This window comes from Paenibacillus jilunlii, assembly GCF_900102965.1.
In the GTDB taxonomy this organism is placed as follows: domain Bacteria; phylum Bacillota; class Bacilli; order Paenibacillales; family Paenibacillaceae; genus Paenibacillus_AQ; species Paenibacillus_AQ jilunlii.
Map to the genome: position 1 here is coordinate 247,236 of NZ_FNGM01000010.1, position 16,343 is coordinate 263,578.

The following is a 16,343-nucleotide window of genomic DNA, read 5'->3' on the forward strand; positions in this document are numbered from 1 at the left end:
TTTTATGCTGCGGTTTTACCCGGTTGATTCTGTTCAAGGAGAAATTAAATAAAGTTCTCTCTTTACAGAACCACAAACTTTTCCTATAATGTGAACTATCGGTCTTAAACATACTTAGTGGGTAGGAATTATAAGTTTTATTCATTTTGGAGAGAAGAGAGATGATTCCATGAGAAAAAGTACGCTTGTATTGTCCACACTGCTGATTGCCGGTTCTATGCTGCTCGCAGCCTGCTCGGACAACAGCAGTAATTCTGCCTCCGGCAACACTCCGGCGTCGGCGTCTGCGACAGCTGATCCGGGTACAGCCGGAACTGAGAAGCCGGCATCCCCGGCACCTGTGCCTGCGGGTGCGCTGAGCGAGCCTTTTACAGCAACGGATCTAACTAAGCTTCCGGCTGTAGCCCAGAACCGTACGGATACGATCATTGTCGGCCTGACCGATCCCAGCGGCGCATTTACGCCTTATTTTCAAGAGAGCGGCTATGACGGCAACGTATCTTCGCTGCTGTATGCCTCCCTCGTAACGGTAGATGACAAAGGTGTTCCTGCACCAGAGCTCGCCGAGAGCTGGGATGTATCGGATGATCAGCTTACATACACCTTCCACTTGCGGAAAGGCTTGAAGTTCAGCGACGGCTCGCCGCTTACCGCGGAGGATGTGGCTTTTACCTGGACCATTCAATATGACAAAGCCTATGACGGCGGATCTTCTGTGCCTTCTATGAACGTAAAAGGCGGCAAAGCCTATAAAGAAGGAACGGCCAAAACAGTCGAAGGGATCAAAGTCATCGACCCGCAGACGATCTCGGTAACACTGGAGAAACCAAATGCTACAGCGCTGGTGACACTCGGCTCCAATGTGCTCTCCAAAGCTTATTACGGCAAGGACTATACGTTCGGCCACCTGGAATACATCAAAAAGCTGCACGAGCATCCGCTCGGCGACGGCCCCTACAAGCTGGAGAAATTCCTGCCCGGGCAGGAGGTGCGTTTTACAGCCAACGAAAATTATTTCAAGGGCAAACCCAAAACAGAGCATTTCATCTATAAAACCTCCGAAGGGGATGTATGGCAGTTCCTGGAGACCGGAGAGGTCGATTACGCGTCCTTCAGTGCCACGGATGAAAATATCGAGAAGCTGAAAGCACTCGGATTTGTGAACATTCTCCCTTATACACCCAGCACCTACGGTTACATGCAGGTTAATCTTAAGCATGAGCAGCTGAAGGATAAAGAGGTCAGACAGGCGATTATGTACGGACTGGACCGCCAGAGCATTTATGTAGATGCTGCGCAGGGTGCGGGCTCCATTGCCAATATTCCGGCGTCACCGATCTCCTGGGCCTATACCGAGGAAGGCATCAATCCTTATAAATATGATCCGGAAAAAGCCAAACAGCTGCTGGACCAAGCCGGTTGGACTGTTGGCGCAAACGGAATACGCGAAAAAGCCGGCAAGCCGCTGACGATCCATTATCTCGGCTCCAAAAGCAAAAACACCGATATTTTCATCGCTGTAGCCAAGGAGAACTTTGAAGCGCTGGGTATTGAATTCCAGCCGGAGGTTTTTGCCGACTTTAACTCGCTGGTGTCCAAGGTGGAAGGCGGAGACTACGATCTGGTATCCTTTTCCACCAGTATGCTGACTGATCCGGCGGACGGGTTCATGCAGTTTTTTGACGGAGAGATCACTGACTATGACAATCCGAAATTCCTGGAGCTGTACAACAAAGCTTTGGCTACCACGGATATTGAGCAGCGTAAAGCCGTCTATAAGGAGCTGTACCAGCTCTTCAATGATGAACTGCCGATACTCTTTACCAGCTACAAAAAAACAGTCTATGCCTACAATGGGCGCATACAGAATCTGACGGTCAGCCCGTTCATCGGACTTGCCGGAAGCCTGCCGGAGTGGACGTTGAAATAACTACACATTCGTCCCCTGCTTAGATGGATCGGGCAGGGGACGACTCATAAGGAGCGGGTCATGAGTACCTATCTGACAAAAAGACTGCTGTACATGCTCATCATTCTGTTTGCGGCTTCGCTGCTTATCTTCATCCTGTATGCATCGACGCCCGGCGATTTCATTACGGGCAATATTAAGCTGACTGCGGAGCGCAAAGCCGAGCTGCGGGAAATCTACGGCTTGAACAAGCCGGTGCTGGAACGCTACGGCATCTGGATGAACAATGCATTTCATGGGGATTTCGGGTATTCGCTTGCCCAGCAGAAGCCGGTGCTTCAGTTGTTCAACGATTATATCTGGAATTCTTTTTTGCTGGCCGCCGTGTCTACCTTTCTAACCTGGGTGATTGCGGTTATTGTCGGCGTGATCTCGGCCTATAAGCAGTACTCCTGGTTCGATACGCTGGTGATGGTGGCTATTTTTGCCGCAATGTCGCTGCCGTCCTTTTTTATCGGCTTGTTCCTGATCAAGATTCTGGCGGTGGATCTGAAGTGGCTCCCGCCGGGCGGGATGATTACCACGGGCAGCCATGCCACGGGGCTGGCGTATCTCAAGGAAGTGGTGCGGCATATGGCGCTGCCCGTCGTGGTGATGACTCTGCTTGGCCTGGGTTCATTAACCCGTTATTTCCGCAGCAATATGATTGATGTGCTGAAGCAGGACTATATCCGCACCGCGCGGGCCAAAGGGCTGAAGGAACGGAAGGTGCTGTTCCGCCACGCGCTGCGCAATGCCCTGCTGCCGGCCATTACACTGGTCGGCTTCGAGCTTCCGGCACTGTTCGGCGGCTCGCTGATTATCGAGCAGATTTTCAACTGGCCGGGGATCGGCCAGCTGTATATGAAATCCTTCGGGCTCCGGGATTACCCGCTGCTTATGGGTTTTACGATGTTTATTGCCATTCTGACCGTCATCGGAACGCTGCTCTCGGATATCCTGTACCGGGTTGCCGATCCGCGCGTCCGGTTATAGGAGGAAGATGCCGTTATGACAGTTGACAGCAGATTGGCCGGGCTGCGCGAGCCGCAGGTGCAGAGGCAAAAGTCCTCACTGTTCAGACAGTCTTTAAAAAGGCTGATGAAGAATAAGCTCGCTGTAGCAGGTTTTGGTGTGGTTGTGTTTATGTTTGCTTTATGTTTTATCGGCCCGTTCTTTTCGCCTTATGCGGACAACAAAATCAATATGGCGATGATGAACAAAGCGCCAAGCCTGCAGCATTTGCTGGGGACCGATGCCTTGGGCCGGGACATCCTGACCCGGGTGATGCAGGCCGGACGGATTTCACTGACTGTAGGTCTGGCTTCCATGGTGCTGTCCGTGTTCATTGGCGCTCTGCTGGGGGCGGTTGCCGGTTATTACCGCGGCATAGCGGATCAGATTATTATGCGGATCGCCGACCTGCTGATGACGATACCCGGCCTGCCGCTGCTGTTTATCTTCGGGGCGCTGCTCTCGGAATGGAAGGTTCCGACAGACTACCGGATGTATATCGTCATGCTGATGCTCAGCATTGTGAATTGGCCGGGACTTGCCCGGATGGTCCGAGGGCAGATGCTGAGCCTGAGGGAACGCGAGTTTATGCAGGCTGCGGTTGTGCTGGGCCTGCGCGACAGCCGGAAGCTGTTCCATCATCTGCTCCCGAACGTGGTCCCGCTGCTGATAGTCATGGCTACACTGAACATCGGCGGGGCGATTCTCAGCGAATCGGTGCTCAGCTTTTTCGGGCTGGGTGTCATGCCGCCTACGCCGACCTGGGGGAACATGATTGATGCAGCGAACAATATGATTGATTTTCAGGATCATCCATGGCTGTGGATTCCTCCGGGCTTGTCCATTTTTGCCACAGTGATTGCCATTAATATATTCGGTGACGGCCTCAGAGACGTGCTTGATCCCAAACAGAAGAGGTAGGTGGCCAGCAGCTGATGAAGCATTTAATGAAAATTGAAGGGCTAAGCACCGTTTTTCATACAGAAGAAGGAAAAGTGACTGCCGTGGATCATGTGAGCTTTCAGGTCCGCGAAGGAGAGACGGTCTGCATTGTCGGTGAATCCGGCTGCGGAAAAAGTGTAACTGCCATGTCCATTATGGGGCTGGTTGAAGCGCCGGGCGGACAGGTGAACGGAGGGCAGATTGATTTTGCGGGGGAAGATTTGCTGCGGCTTGACAAGAATACACTGCGGGCCATCCGCGGCAATGAAATCGCCATGATTTTTCAGGAGCCGATGTCATCGCTCAATCCGGTCATGAAGATCGGAGAGCAGATTATGGAGCCGCTGATGGTGCATTTGAAGCTGAACAAGAAACAGGCGCGTATCCGGGCCATCGAGCTGATTACGCAGGTGGGCATTGCGCGCCCTGAGCAGATTTTTGGCAGCTATCCTCATGAATTAAGCGGCGGCATGCTTCAGCGGATCATGATTGCCATTGCCGTTTCCTGCAGCCCGAAGCTGCTGATTGCCGACGAGCCGACCACCGCGCTCGATGTGACGATCCAGGCGCAGATTCTCGATATGCTGCGGGAATTTAAAGAAAGCGGCGGGATGTCCATTCTGCTGATTACCCATGATCTGGGAGTTGTCGCTGAAATGGCCGATTACGTGATTGTGATGTATTCGGGCCAAATCGTTGAAGAGGGCGGGGTCGTGGAGCTGTTCAATCATCCCAAGCATCCATATACCAGGGGGCTGCTGAAATCCAAGCCGGTGGTGGGCCAGCGTCTGGAGGAGCTGTATTCCATTCCGGGCCAGGTGCCGAATCCGCTAACGCTTGAGCAATCCTGTTATTTCCATGACCGCTGCGAGCATTGCATGCCGGTCTGCCGCAGCCGCCAGCCCCGCTTGGAGGAGCTGGGCGGCGGACAAAAAACAGCCTGCTGGCTGTATGAGGAGGCGGAAGTCCATGTCTGAGGCATTGCTTGAGGTTAGCCATCTGAAGAAATATTTTCCGGTCACCGAGGGGCTGCTGAACCGCACCGTTGGACATGTGAAGGCCGTCGATGACATCAGCCTCACGCTTCAGCCGGGCGAAACCTTCGGGCTGGTTGGAGAATCCGGCAGCGGCAAAAGCACGGTAGGCCGGACGATTCTGCGCCTGACCGAGAAAACAGCCGGCGAGGTGAAGTTCAAAGGAGTAGACATTCACAGCCTCTCTCCTGCAGAGCTCCGGCTGCTGCGGCCGCGGATGCAGCTGATTTTTCAGGATCCGTACAGCGCACTCAATCCGCGTGTGCGGGTGGGGGATGCGATCGGCGAAGCCCTGCTGGACCATGGTTTATGCACCAAGCATGAAGTGCGGGAGCTGGTTCTGGAATCGCTCGCAGCCTGCGGGTTATCCTCCTACCACATCGACCGCTTCCCGCATGAGTTCTCCGGCGGACAGCGCCAGCGGATCGGAATCGCCCGGGCACTGATCCTGAACCCGGATCTCATCATTGCCGATGAGCCGGTGTCGGCGCTGGATGTGTCGATCCAGGCCCAGATTATCAATCTGTTCAGCAAGCTGCAGCAAAGCAAAGGCCTGGCCTATTTATTCATCTCTCATGATCTTAGTGTAGTCGAGCATTTATGCTCCCGGATCGGGGTCATGTATCTCGGTTCCATGGTCGAGACGGCTGCCCGGGATGAGCTGTTCCACAATCCGCTGCATCCCTATACCAAGGCTCTGCTCTCTGCGGTGCCCGTTCCGGTTCCGAGGCTGAAAAGGGAACGGATCGTCCTGAAAGGGGATATCCCCAGCCCGGCGAATCCGCCCTCCGGCTGCAAATTTCATACCCGCTGCCCGTTTGCTGTTGAGGTATGCAAAGCAGAGAACCCCGTTTTCCGTGATGCCGGAGGCGGACATTTTATAGCTTGTCATTTGGCTTGATTTGGATAAAGCTGGCTCAAAACTGATAATTCCCTTTTTTTGACTTGCCATTTCCGCAGTGCTATACTGATTCCAATGTAGGTAAATACGTTTAATAAGAGACTAATTAGACCTGCAGCTCTAATTGGTCTTATTTTTTTGTTTTGCACAAAGCACTATTCAATGCAGCTAAGCTGACAAAACTTAAGCATATGCTTCCGAAGCAGTTTTTTTCGAAGTTGTTCAAAGAAGCGTATGCTCAAAAAACTTTTAGGAGGAAATATCATGAATACCACAGTACGTTTGACTGAAAGATCCGGCTCGACCTCTTCACAGCGGAGCAAAGGCTTTGTACCGGTTGTCGTCTACGGTGCAGGTTCAGATAGCCAGTCCTTTACAGCGGATGCGAAGACATTGAACGAGATTCTGGGCAAAAACCCGCGGGCCATCCTCAAGGTGGAACTGCCGGATTCCGGCTCCAAAAACGTGGTGATCCAGGAAGTGCAGCGCCAGCCGTTGTCCCGGAAGCTGCTGCATGTGGACCTTCACCAGATTGACATGAAGGCCGAACTGGATACCAAGGTGGCTTTCCACTTCACCGGCGATCCTGTCGGCGTGAAGAGCGGCGGCATTCAGCAGGTTGAGCTGTATGAGCTGGATATCCGTACCCTGCCGGACAAGCTGACCGCCACCTTTGAAGTGGATATCAGCGGACTTGACATCGGCGACCAGCTGCTGGTTTCGGATCTGCCGAAGCATGAAGGCTGGGAAATTCTGACCCCTGAAGATACGCTGATTGTGCGGATTGCACCGCCTGTTGCACAGGAAGAGCCAGCGGATGCTGAAGCGGGCGAGCCTGCAGCTGCCGAGGCTTCCGAAGAACAGAAGACAGAGGAATAAATCGGATCACGATTTAAATAGGCGTACTAGATATACGCAGCTAACAGGAGCAGACACATCCTTGCCGGGGAGCTGTCTGCTCCTTTTGCTGCATAGGAACGGAATAGAGGTCGTCAATCTTAACTCGGGAGCAAAAGGAGAACTGCATATGGACGGGACAATCATTCATCTGATCAGCGGCTCAAATGCCAAACTGGATGAGGCTTCAATGAATGCGAGAGTAAAAATATCCTGCAACAGCTCCCCGGCGGAGCTGGATCTCAGCTGCTTTATGGTGGGGGCGGACGGAAGGGTGCCTGCGGACGAATATTTCATTTTCTATAACCAGCCCGCAGATCCGCAGCGGGCCGTGCGGTTTGAGCCGATCGATAAATACAGCGGCGAATTTGTAATCGATCTGCGTGCCTTGCAGAGCTCCGGTGTTGAAAAATGCGTGTTCGCCGCAACGCTGGACGGGCCGGGAACCTTTGCCGAGGTCAGAGGCTGCAAAATCAGTGCCGCGGCAGGGAATACGGAGCTTGTATTCGCCATCACTGAAGGCAAGGCTGAAACCTCGCTGGTCCTCGCCGAGCTGTACCGCCACGGACAGGGCTTCAAGCTGCGGGCCGTTGGCCGCGGTTTTCACGGCGGGCTGAAACCGCTGGCGGAAGCCCATGGTGTGGAGGTGGAGGATGAACCGGCAGCGGAAGCTGCCAGTCCAGGCGAACCGGGGCATACGGCCGCGGCTGCGGCTGCTGCCGAGCTGTCCGCTTCCTTCGCCGAAGCGGCAGCAGCCACGGCAGCAACGACACCGGCACAGCCAGCTCCCCCGCTGAGGCTCAATCTGACCAAGATTGACCTGCACAAGCAGCAGGTTACCCTCTCTCTGCGCAAGAAGAATATTGAGCAGGAAAAAGCACGCGTCGCCGTAGTTTTTGACGCGTCTGGTTCGATGTCAGCGCTTTACCAGAAAGGTGTGGTCCAGCGGGCCTTTGAACGGATACTCGCTGTTGCTGCCAGCATGGACGATGACGGAATGCTGGATGTCTGGTTTTTTGCAACCAAAAGCAAACGGATGCCAAGTGTGGGTGAAGCCGGATATGAGGACTATGTGAAACGCACTTATCCGGGGCCGCGCATGTTCGGGGGCCTTGGCATCGGCAATAATGAGCCGGTCGTCATGGAAGACATCCTCAAGAAATATACCAAGGAAGATCCGGGCGTCCTGCCGGTGTACGTAGTATTCTTCAGTGATGGCGGGATTTACGAAACGCGCAAGATCTCCAAGCTGCTGATAGACAGCTCCAAACACAATATTTTCTGGCAATTTGTCGGTCTGGGCCATGCGGATTACGGTGTGCTGCGGGAGCTGGATGACCTGCAGGGACGTTATGTGGATAATGCGGATTTTTTTGCGCTGGATGACCTGGATGAAGTCAGCGACGAAGAGCTGTACGACCGCTTGTTCAACGAGTTTCCCAAGTGGCTGCGCGAAGCCAGGGCTAAAGGTGTGATCCGAAGCTGATTTATGCTTATGCTCTTTAACAGCTAATCGATTTTGAGGTGCGAAACGTTGTATACTGCTGATATATCTGATATATGCGGCACGGACCATGTGCTGTGAATTTAATGTAATGTGATATAAAAGCAGGGGAGGAATGGAGCATGGGCGATATTCGTTTTGTCTCGCGTGAAGAATTGAAGAAGGCGGCAGAGCTGTCGGATCTGGTCTTCCGGGATGAGGAGCAGACATCAATGGCAGCCAAGTTTCCGGGAATTTTCTCCGGCAGCTACTTGAGTTCACCCGGCGTGTTTGAGGACGGGCAGCTTGTTGCTTTTGCCGGACTTGTTCCGGGTTACATACAGATGGGCCCTGTGTCTGTGCCGGTATTCTCACTTGGTTCGGTATGCACGTACCCTGAATATCGGGGAAAAGGTTATGCCAATGCCTTACTGCAGCGCGTGTTTGACCATATTGACAGGGCAGGCAGCTCGCTGCTGCTGGTGTCGGGTACACGGGATCTCTACATCCGGCAAGGCTGCCATACTTTTGGATCTGTGCACAGCTACTTGCTGTCTACAGAGAATGAGGCAGTCAGAAAGGCAGCAGCAGGTCCGGCTTTCGTCCGCGAGGCAGAGGAACGTGACTGGTTCGGGCTGCAAAAGCTGGCGGAGAGCCGTGAAGTGCGGTATGACCGCAGTCTATATGAGCTGGCCGCGCTTGTAAGGGCGGAAGCCATTGCGGACATTTATAAGCTGAAGCAAAAGATATACGTTGCGGAATCGGAAGGCTGCTTGCAGGCTTATGCTATTATCGCCGTAAGAGACAAGCGGAAGACGGAGGCCGTGCCGCTTGTTATCGAATGGGGCGGAGCACCGGAGGCCGCCCTGCAAGCAATCTCTTGGGCGGTTGCGGCGAATGAGATCTCTGAGCTTCAGTTACCGGTTCCATGGCATGAGACAGGGATGATACAAGCCTTGGGAAGCAGCGCTTATCGGGAAACGCCTAATCCTGGCACCGTGAAAATCGTCAGCCCCGTCCGGCTATGGCTGCAAATTCAGCCATATCTGCAGCAGAAATCCCCGGAAGCCCTCAGCGGTGTGGAGCTTCACTATGTGGCTCCAGGGGGAGAGACTGTGCTGACCGTAAATGGAACGGCGGTTCATCTGAATGACAAGGAGCTGATTTCGTTGTTTTTTGACACCGGTCCGCAGCTTGAACTGCCGGCCGCAATCCGGGGACAACTGAAGGAGCTGTTCCCGGTTCCGCTTCCCTATGCTTCGGGGCTTAATTTTGTATGATGCAATAGAATAGGCTTGAAGAATGAGCGGAAATCCTCCTCAGGGCGGAGGTCCGCTTTTTTGACATGGAATACAATCGGAAGTGCAGTGAGACAAGTTAGAGAGCGTACGGGACTGGATAGACAGTCAGGCATTTCAGGTATTTCTCCGTTTACAACGTAACAGTGTTATGTTACGATACTTGCAGAGGTGATTACCATGGATGAAGATTTGATCTCTAAGAAGGAGCTGCTGGACTTGACCGGAATCTCTTACGGACAGCTGTACCGCTGGAAACGAAAGCAGCTGATCCCGGAGAACTGGTTCATCCGCAAGTCCACATTTACCGGACAGGAGACCTTTTTCCCGAAAGAAAGAATGTTGGGGCGCATCCAGCATATTCTGAGCAAGAAAGATGACCTTTCTTTGGATGAGCTGGCAGGCAAGCTGTCCGATATGACATCGGTACATAAGCAGTTGCTGACCTTAGAAGAGGTTAGAGAACGTAACATTGTTTCGCCTATAACTCTGGAGCGGTATGGGCAGCGTGACAGAAACGAAGATAAATATTCTTTTGATCAGCTGGTTCATCTGGTTGCTGTTGACCTCCTGCTGGGCAAGGGAGAATTGAGTCTGGAGGAGGCAGATCTCCTCCACCGCACGCTGAGTGTGAATTTGCCGCAGTTTGAGGGTAAGCGCTGGGAGCTGTTTTTTGCACGTAAAATGGGGGTCAGCTTCTTCCTCCAGGCTCTGGCACCATCGGAGCTTGTCTTTGACGAGGGAGTGCGGTTAATCAGCAGGATTACGCTCGAGGATCTGACAGAACAGCTGCAGGGCAAGCTGGGTTGAGGGACCGGGGCAGGCTGCAGCCGCATAGTGATTGATTCAACCATTCGCGGTGGGTTGGCATAATTAGGGAGGTTAGATGATGGATAAAGGTGGATCGGCAGATTTACTGATTGCTGGGATAGGAGGGGCAGCAGGCGGGACCTATAATCATGTCAGTCTGGAGGGAGTAAGCCGGATCAACGGCCCGGTAACAGCCATGACATTTACAGGAAACGGCCGGATGAGGCTGGGCGGAAGTCTCACGGTAGAGCAAATAGAAACGAACGGTGATCTCAAAATCGGCGGCGGCCTGCGGATCGGCACGATGAAGCATGACGGGCTGCTCAAGGTTGATGGCGGCCTGCTCGGAGAAAGCTTCACGCTGAACGGGGTGGCAGACATCAAAGGCGATTGTGAACTGGAGAAGTTTACCGCTGAAGGCGTTGTTACGATCGGCGGCTTCCTCAGCGCCGGATGTGTCGAGTTGGTTTTGCAGGGTCAGGCTAAGGTGAAAGAGCTGGGTGTGGAGAGTCTTGTCATACGCAAAGGAGAATCGGGAGTCTGGAACAAGCTGGCTGGCGGCATTATCCCGAAATTGCGGGCGGAATTGCAGGCAAGGGTTATTGAAGGTGATTTTCTTGATCTGGAATTTACGACAGCAGAGGTTGTGAGGGGTGCTGTGATTATCATTGGAGAGGGCTGCAGCATTGGCCGGGTGGAATACCGTGACAGGCTGACGGTGCATCCCGGAGCCAGTGTGGGAATGGAGGAGAAGACCGGTGAATGAGACAGCCAACCGGACAAATCTGAAAATACTCGGGAATTCAACCTCAGCGGGCGGATGTTTTCTTGACGTTAAGGTGACCGGGGAATGCACATTCAATGGAGATGTGGATTGCCGGAAATTGACGCTGATGGGTGAAACGAAGGTCAAGGGCAGCCTGGTCATGGAAAATATGAAGCTTACAGGAGAATGCTCCGTGAATGGCGGCATCGAGGGTGAGTCCATACGCGGACAAGGGGAAATCAGGGCGGACAGCATACATGTGGAAGGTATCAAATTCACCGGGAATCTGAGCATATCCGGCAATTGTGATGCGGAGGACATGCAGATTAGCGGTGCGGTCCAGGTAGGCGGGCTGCTGAGTGCAGAGACGCTGGAAATATCGCTGTATGGTCCGAGCAGGGCAGCCGAGGTCGGGGGCGGAAGCATTAGGATCAAACGCAGTCTTGGCGGGGCGCTGATCCGACCGGGGCACTCCGGACAGCTGAGCTTTGCTGCGGGCCTGATTGAAGGAGATCACGTGGATCTGCAGAATACGGCAGCCGATACGGTCAGGGGCGGGAGAGTAGTCATAGGCTCAGGCTGCGAGATTGGCACAGTGGAGTACCGTGATTTTCTGGATATCCATTCGAATGCTGTTGTAAGGAATCAGGTGAAAGTGTAGTTTCAAGCGAATTCCGCTTTACAGCAGATTTCTACCGAAATTAGGGAACTTTTTCCACCCGGAAATGCCCCTGGAGCTGAAAGAATGGGATGAATATTAAAAAAATAAGGAGTGGGTCCTATGAACGCAGCTCAAAAACCGCCGAATCTCGGCATTGTTATTGCAGGTCTGCTGCTGGGCATCCTGATGGCCTCCATGGACAGCACGATCGTGGCCACAGCCATGGGCAACATCGTTGGAGAACTGGGCGGAATGGACAAATTCGTCTGGGTTACCTCGGCGTATCTGGTTGCCGAGATGGCGGGGATGCCGATCTTCGGGAAGCTGTCTGATATGTACGGCCGCAAAAAATTCTTCATTTTCGGGATCATTGTGTTTATGGCCGGTTCAGCCCTGTGCGGGACGGCAGATACCATTACCCAGCTGGCCGCTTACCGGGCCCTTCAGGGAATCGGCGGCGGCGCGCTGGTGCCGATTGCCTTTGCCATCATGTTCGACGCTGTTCCGCTGGAAACACGCGGCAAGCTGGGCGGCGCTTTTGGCGCGGTGTTCGGGCTGTCCAGCATTTTCGGGCCTCTGCTCGGGGCCTACATTACGGATCACATCGCCTGGCAGTGGGTCTTCTATATCAACCTTCCGCTGGGAGTGATCGCACTGGTTATGGTGGTGAGCTTTTACCGGGAATCGGTGGAGCATTCGAAGCAGCCCATTGACTGGCTGGGTGCGGGAACATTGCTGGGCGCTGTAGTCAGTCTAATGTTCGCTCTCGAACTGGGCGGCAAAGAGTATGCTTGGAACTCCGCGCTGATCCTGGGCTTGTTCGCGGCGTTTGCCGTGCTGACGGTGCTGTTCCTGTTCGCTGAGACGAAGGCCAAGGAGCCCATAATCTCATTTGCCTTATTCAGACAGAGACTATATGCTTCCAGCATTTTGTGTGCCTTGTTTAGCGGTGCGGCATTTATCGCCGCCTCGGTGTATATTCCGATCTTCATCCAGGGTGTGCTGGGCGGCTCGGCCACGAATTCCGGGCTGGTGCTGCTGCCGATGATGGTTGCCTCGGTCGTTACCGCATCCACCGGCGGCTTCCTGATGGCTAAGACCAGCTACCGCAGCCTGATGGTGCCCACGCTGGCCCTGCTTGTACTGGGGACGGGTCTTGTAGCGACCCTGGCACCGGATGCCTCGCGCCTTCTTGTCACACTCTATATGATCCTCATCGGACTCGGAGTCGGAGCCTCCTTTTCGGTGCTCAGTACGGCTGCAATCCATGGCCTGACACCCCAGCAGCGCGGCTCGGCCAGCGCAACGCTGAACTTCATCCGTTCGCTCGGGATGACCATCGGAATCACGGCCTTCGGGATCATTCAGAGCCATTATCTCAGCTCGAAGCTGACGCAAGTATTCCCGGGGACTGCCGGAGCCGCACCTGGCGGCGCCTTGGATTTCAAGGACCCGCATGCGCTGCTCTCCCCGGAGACACGGGCACAGATTCCGCCGGAAATTCTGAGTAAAATAACCGATGGGCTGTCCTTCTCCATTACCAGCACCTTCGCCTGGGCTGCTGTTCCTGCGCTTCTGGCGCTTCTGGCCGCCTGCTTCATGGGCCGCCAGAAGATGGATGCGTCCGCTGAAGGGCAGCTGCCTTCCGGACACTGATGCTGCCTGCGGAGCAGAGCAGTCCGGTTGGTAGACAAGCGGCAGACTACGCCTCTTCTGCGGCCAGGAAACGCAGCACGGTTTTCAGCTTCTCCGGCTGCGTCCGGCGCGCATCCGTGAGATAAATTTCCCGGTGGGTCTTGGAGAGCCGCCGCAGTCCATGCTCCGCGCAATATTGTTCCATCTTCCTGAAGCTTGCCGGTTCCTCATCATAAGGACCTGTATGCAGCATTTGGACAGATAGGCCGTCTTCGGAACTGCCGAAGACGGCTTTTTGCAGTAAAGGGTGCGGCTTCGTGCGCTGTACCTTCTCCATGATACTGGCTGCAAGGTCCGGGGTGACGAACTCCGGCTGCCGGATCATTATGGTGTATACCAATTCGTTTTTGTCGAGGGCGGCCTGGCTGCGGCCCCTTTCACTGAGATCCCATACCCCTTCCAGCGGAAAAATGCTGTATTCATGGTAGCCTTCCGGTGCCGGACCTTTTTTGGGCAGCGTTTTAATGGCATAAGAGAGGGAGTACAGCACACCCACCGCCTGGGCAAAGTCTTCGCTGTTTGGGTTGCCTTCACCCTGCAGCATGAAGTAGTTGAATGCGGGGACCGTAATCAACACAGGTTCAGCGGGCGGGAGATAGAGTGCTTTGTCCTGTTTTTTCCATTCGTATTTCATTACTATTCCTCCGTATTTCATAGTGGCTATCCTTTGGATTCATGCTTGTTTTCAGATTATCATGTGAAACTGGACAGGCGTCTGTCATGTTGGCCGATGGTGGATAATTATACTTTGCGAAGGTAAAATGAAAAGAATAGTGTCATATTCCGGAGTGGAGTCAGGAGGATTATCATTGATTATACAGGCTGAAATGATATTGGACGTACAAGCGGAGCTTGGCGAGGGCGCTCATTGGGACTCAGAGGCCCGCCGGCTGTATTGGGTGAATATTGAAGGCAGGCAGCTGCGGATTGTCGATCCCGTGACACGCAGCGAGCAGACTCATGCTTTTGGACAAATGATCAGCGCGGCTGTCCCTGCAGTTAGCGGCGGCTGGGTAGTGGCTTTGCAGGATGGGATTTACAAGTTTCAGGAAGATCAGTCTTTGAAACTGTTGGCTCATGTAGAGAAAGATCTTCCCGGCAACCGGCTGAACGATGCGAAATGCGACAGCAAGGGCAGATTATGGTTCGGCACCATGAGCATGGAAGACAAACGGGATGCCGGAAGCTTATATGTGATGGAGCCGGGAGGCGAAGTGCGGAAGGTGCTGTCCGGTATCGGCATCTCCAACGGCCTGGCGTGGGATGACAGCCGCGGACTGATGTATTACATTGATACATTGACCCGGGGCGTGGATGTAATGGATTATGATCTGCAGAACGGTACGGTCAGCGGACGCAGAACAGTGGTGCGGTTCCCGGAAGGTGCGGGCGGACCGGATGGAATGACCATCGACAGCGAGGGAATGATCTGGGTGGCCCATTGGAACGGCGGCTGTGTCTCACGCTGGAACCCGCACACTGGCGAACAGATTGGTAGAGTTGAAGTACCTGCACCGTTTGTAACTTCATGCGCTTTTGGAGGCGGGCACCTGGATGAGCTGTATATTACTTCGGCGCGTAGCGGTATGAGTCCTGAGGAACTGCAGCGGTGGCCGCTTGCAGGCGGTCTGTTCAGGGTAAATACGGGCATCAGGGGAGTACCGGCGAATCGTTTTGCAGGGTAAACCCGGATAGTAGAAGCACATATGAAGCTAATGATTTTTTGGCGATCAGGGAACCTGCGGCTGGGGGGGAGAGAGAAGGCAATCTGGATGTGGCGGCGGCACTGAATGCGCTGCCGCAGCAGGAAGCGGGAGCTGTTCCGGCAACGCTAAGAGAAGTACTCGATGGAGGGGAAGCGGCGGTCATCCTTACCGGAACTTCCGAGAGTGTTATGATGGGGTATCCGCCGGAGAAGCAGATCTATCTCCAGCCGGGTGACGAAGTTATCGTGGAGACTGAAAAGCTGGGAAGGCTGACGAACCGCATGGTTGCGGAAGTGGCTTGAGCCGGGCAGTATGGCATTGCGTAGACAGGCAGCTGTAATCAGGCGGCAGCTGTATTGATAAGATGGATGTAAAAGAGCTGTTCATTTGCGGAGCTTGCAAAGGAACGGCTCTTTTTTACATAGCAGAAAGTAAAGCCGGGGTCCCCGCAAAGTACCTGAGTCAGCTTCCATACAAAGGCCCTGCTTTGTGGGGTTATTATAGTTACTTTGGGAAATATGTTGATTTTCTGTTGGGGGAGAAACAACGGCAGGAGTGTCGTGGTTGGAGCGCCTTGGGTGGGTTTATGTCGAAACAAAGGCAGAAATGCCGTTGGTGGAGCGCCGGAGGTGGGTTTGTGCAGAAAACAACGGCAGAGGTGCCGTTGGTGGAGCCCTGTGGGTTGGTATTTGCAGTAACAACGGCAAAACTGCCGTAATTGGAGCGCCGGAGGTGGGTTTGTGCAGAAACAACGGCAAAACTGCCGTTGTTGGAGCGCCGGAGGTGGGTTTGTGCAGAAACAACGGCAAAACTGCCGTTGTAGGAGCGCCGGAGGTGGGTTTGTGGGTAGTGTCAAGAAGTTTGTGTAAGAGTAGAGTATCTCTTTGGATTGTATCTTTTTAGGGTGTAGGGGGTTGTGGGTGCGGGGGTCCCCCCGCACCCACAACCCTGCAAACGCTCTACTCTGCGGCCGGTGGTACGGCCATCGAATAGCGTTCGTCAAATAACTTGCTGAGTTCCTTTTTCACCGTATCCATACCAAACCCTGGCACCACACGTTCCGCAAACCGTTCATTGTAGGCCGTCGCTTCCAAATATACGATTTTCTCAGCTGCATCCATGTTCGTCAGACTGTTCATGGGCTTGAGCCGCTTACGGATTTCCTTGTTCATTCGCTCGATCGGGTTC

At 53.9% G+C, this 16,343-nt stretch carries 16 protein-coding genes and 1 pseudogene; 15 read left to right on the top strand and 2 right to left on the bottom strand.

Annotation, left to right across the window (positions count from 1 at the left end; genetic code table 11):
• Positions 1-169 precede the first annotated feature (169 nt).
• The 12 genes from BLQ82_RS18350 (at position 170) to BLQ82_RS18405 (ending at position 13,410) form a co-directional block, all read left to right on the top strand.
• A complete protein-coding gene (locus BLQ82_RS18350) occupies positions 170-1,930 on the top strand; it encodes an ABC transporter substrate-binding protein (RefSeq protein WP_062521129.1) in 1,761 nt (586 codons plus the stop codon).
• 60 nt (positions 1,931-1,990) lie between these two features.
• Positions 1,991-2,944 (top strand): ABC transporter permease, encoded by a 954-nt coding sequence (locus BLQ82_RS18355; protein WP_039836234.1) that lies wholly within the window; start codon positions 1,991-1,993, stop codon positions 2,942-2,944.
• A 15-nt stretch (positions 2,945-2,959) separates the two neighbouring features.
• Positions 2,960-3,883, top strand: coding sequence for an oligopeptide ABC transporter permease (opp4C, locus tag BLQ82_RS18360; RefSeq protein WP_062521131.1), 924 nt, complete (start codon positions 2,960-2,962; stop codon positions 3,881-3,883).
• 14 nt (positions 3,884-3,897) lie between these two features.
• Positions 3,898-4,881, top strand: coding sequence for an ABC transporter ATP-binding protein (locus tag BLQ82_RS18365; protein ID WP_062521133.1), 984 nt, complete (start codon positions 3,898-3,900; stop codon positions 4,879-4,881).
• Positions 4,874-5,839 (top strand): ABC transporter ATP-binding protein, encoded by a 966-nt coding sequence (locus BLQ82_RS18370; RefSeq protein WP_062521134.1) that lies wholly within the window; start codon positions 4,874-4,876, stop codon positions 5,837-5,839. The genes BLQ82_RS18365 and BLQ82_RS18370 overlap by 8 nt, the downstream gene beginning before the upstream one ends.
• A gap of 264 nt (positions 5,840-6,103) precedes the next feature.
• Positions 6,104-6,718, top strand: a complete 615-nt coding sequence (locus BLQ82_RS18375) for a 50S ribosomal protein L25 (RefSeq protein WP_062521136.1) — start codon at positions 6,104-6,106, stop codon at positions 6,716-6,718.
• Positions 6,719-6,866: 148 nt separating this feature from the next.
• On the top strand, positions 6,867-8,222 hold the full coding sequence (locus BLQ82_RS18380; RefSeq protein WP_062521138.1) for a vWA domain-containing protein: 1,356 nt from the start codon (positions 6,867-6,869) through the stop codon (positions 8,220-8,222).
• A 140-nt stretch (positions 8,223-8,362) separates the two neighbouring features.
• On the top strand, positions 8,363-9,499 hold the full coding sequence (locus BLQ82_RS18385) for a GNAT family N-acetyltransferase (protein ID WP_062521139.1): 1,137 nt from the start codon (positions 8,363-8,365) through the stop codon (positions 9,497-9,499).
• Positions 9,500-9,697: 198 nt separating this feature from the next.
• Positions 9,698-10,327, top strand: a complete 630-nt coding sequence (locus BLQ82_RS18390) for a YhbD family protein (protein WP_062521140.1) — start codon at positions 9,698-9,700, stop codon at positions 10,325-10,327.
• A 76-nt stretch (positions 10,328-10,403) separates the two neighbouring features.
• Positions 10,404-11,093 (top strand): hypothetical protein, encoded by a 690-nt coding sequence (locus BLQ82_RS18395; RefSeq protein ID WP_157243769.1) that lies wholly within the window; start codon positions 10,404-10,406, stop codon positions 11,091-11,093.
• The gene (locus BLQ82_RS18400) at positions 11,086-11,754 is read left to right on the top strand and encodes a hypothetical protein (RefSeq protein ID WP_074648366.1); all 669 of its coding nucleotides are present in this window, start codon (positions 11,086-11,088) and stop codon (positions 11,752-11,754) included. The genes BLQ82_RS18395 and BLQ82_RS18400 overlap by 8 nt, the downstream gene beginning before the upstream one ends.
• A 120-nt stretch (positions 11,755-11,874) precedes the next feature.
• On the top strand, positions 11,875-13,410 hold the full coding sequence (locus BLQ82_RS18405) for an MDR family MFS transporter (protein WP_062521145.1): 1,536 nt from the start codon (positions 11,875-11,877) through the stop codon (positions 13,408-13,410).
• A 46-nt stretch (positions 13,411-13,456) separates the two neighbouring features.
• Here the strand turns inward: BLQ82_RS18405 and BLQ82_RS18410 are convergent, their stop codons facing one another.
• Entirely contained in the window at positions 13,457-14,083 is a 627-nt protein-coding gene (locus tag BLQ82_RS18410; protein WP_062521147.1) for a GyrI-like domain-containing protein, read from the bottom strand.
• A 175-nt stretch (positions 14,084-14,258) separates the two neighbouring features.
• Between BLQ82_RS18410 and BLQ82_RS18415 the strand changes: the two genes are divergently transcribed.
• The 3 genes from BLQ82_RS18415 to BLQ82_RS32070 all read left to right on the top strand — a co-directional run bounded on the left by BLQ82_RS18415 (position 14,259) and on the right by BLQ82_RS32070 (position 15,873).
• Complete coding sequence (locus tag BLQ82_RS18415; protein ID WP_244280861.1) at positions 14,259-15,134, top strand: SMP-30/gluconolactonase/LRE family protein; 876 nt, start codon at positions 14,259-14,261, stop codon at positions 15,132-15,134.
• 38 nt (positions 15,135-15,172) lie between these two features.
• Positions 15,173-15,457, top strand: a complete 285-nt coding sequence (locus BLQ82_RS33215) for a fumarylacetoacetate hydrolase family protein (RefSeq protein ID WP_062521151.1) — start codon at positions 15,173-15,175, stop codon at positions 15,455-15,457.
• A 62-nt stretch (positions 15,458-15,519) separates the two neighbouring features.
• Positions 15,520-15,873: a hypothetical protein gene (locus BLQ82_RS32070; protein ID WP_062521152.1), complete on the top strand. Its 354-nt coding sequence runs from the start codon at positions 15,520-15,522 to the stop codon at positions 15,871-15,873.
• 241 nt (positions 15,874-16,114) lie between these two features.
• Here the strand turns inward: BLQ82_RS32070 and BLQ82_RS18430 are convergent.
• A pseudogene (locus tag BLQ82_RS18430) lies at positions 16,115-16,343 on the bottom strand (IS256 family transposase); the annotation flags it as partial.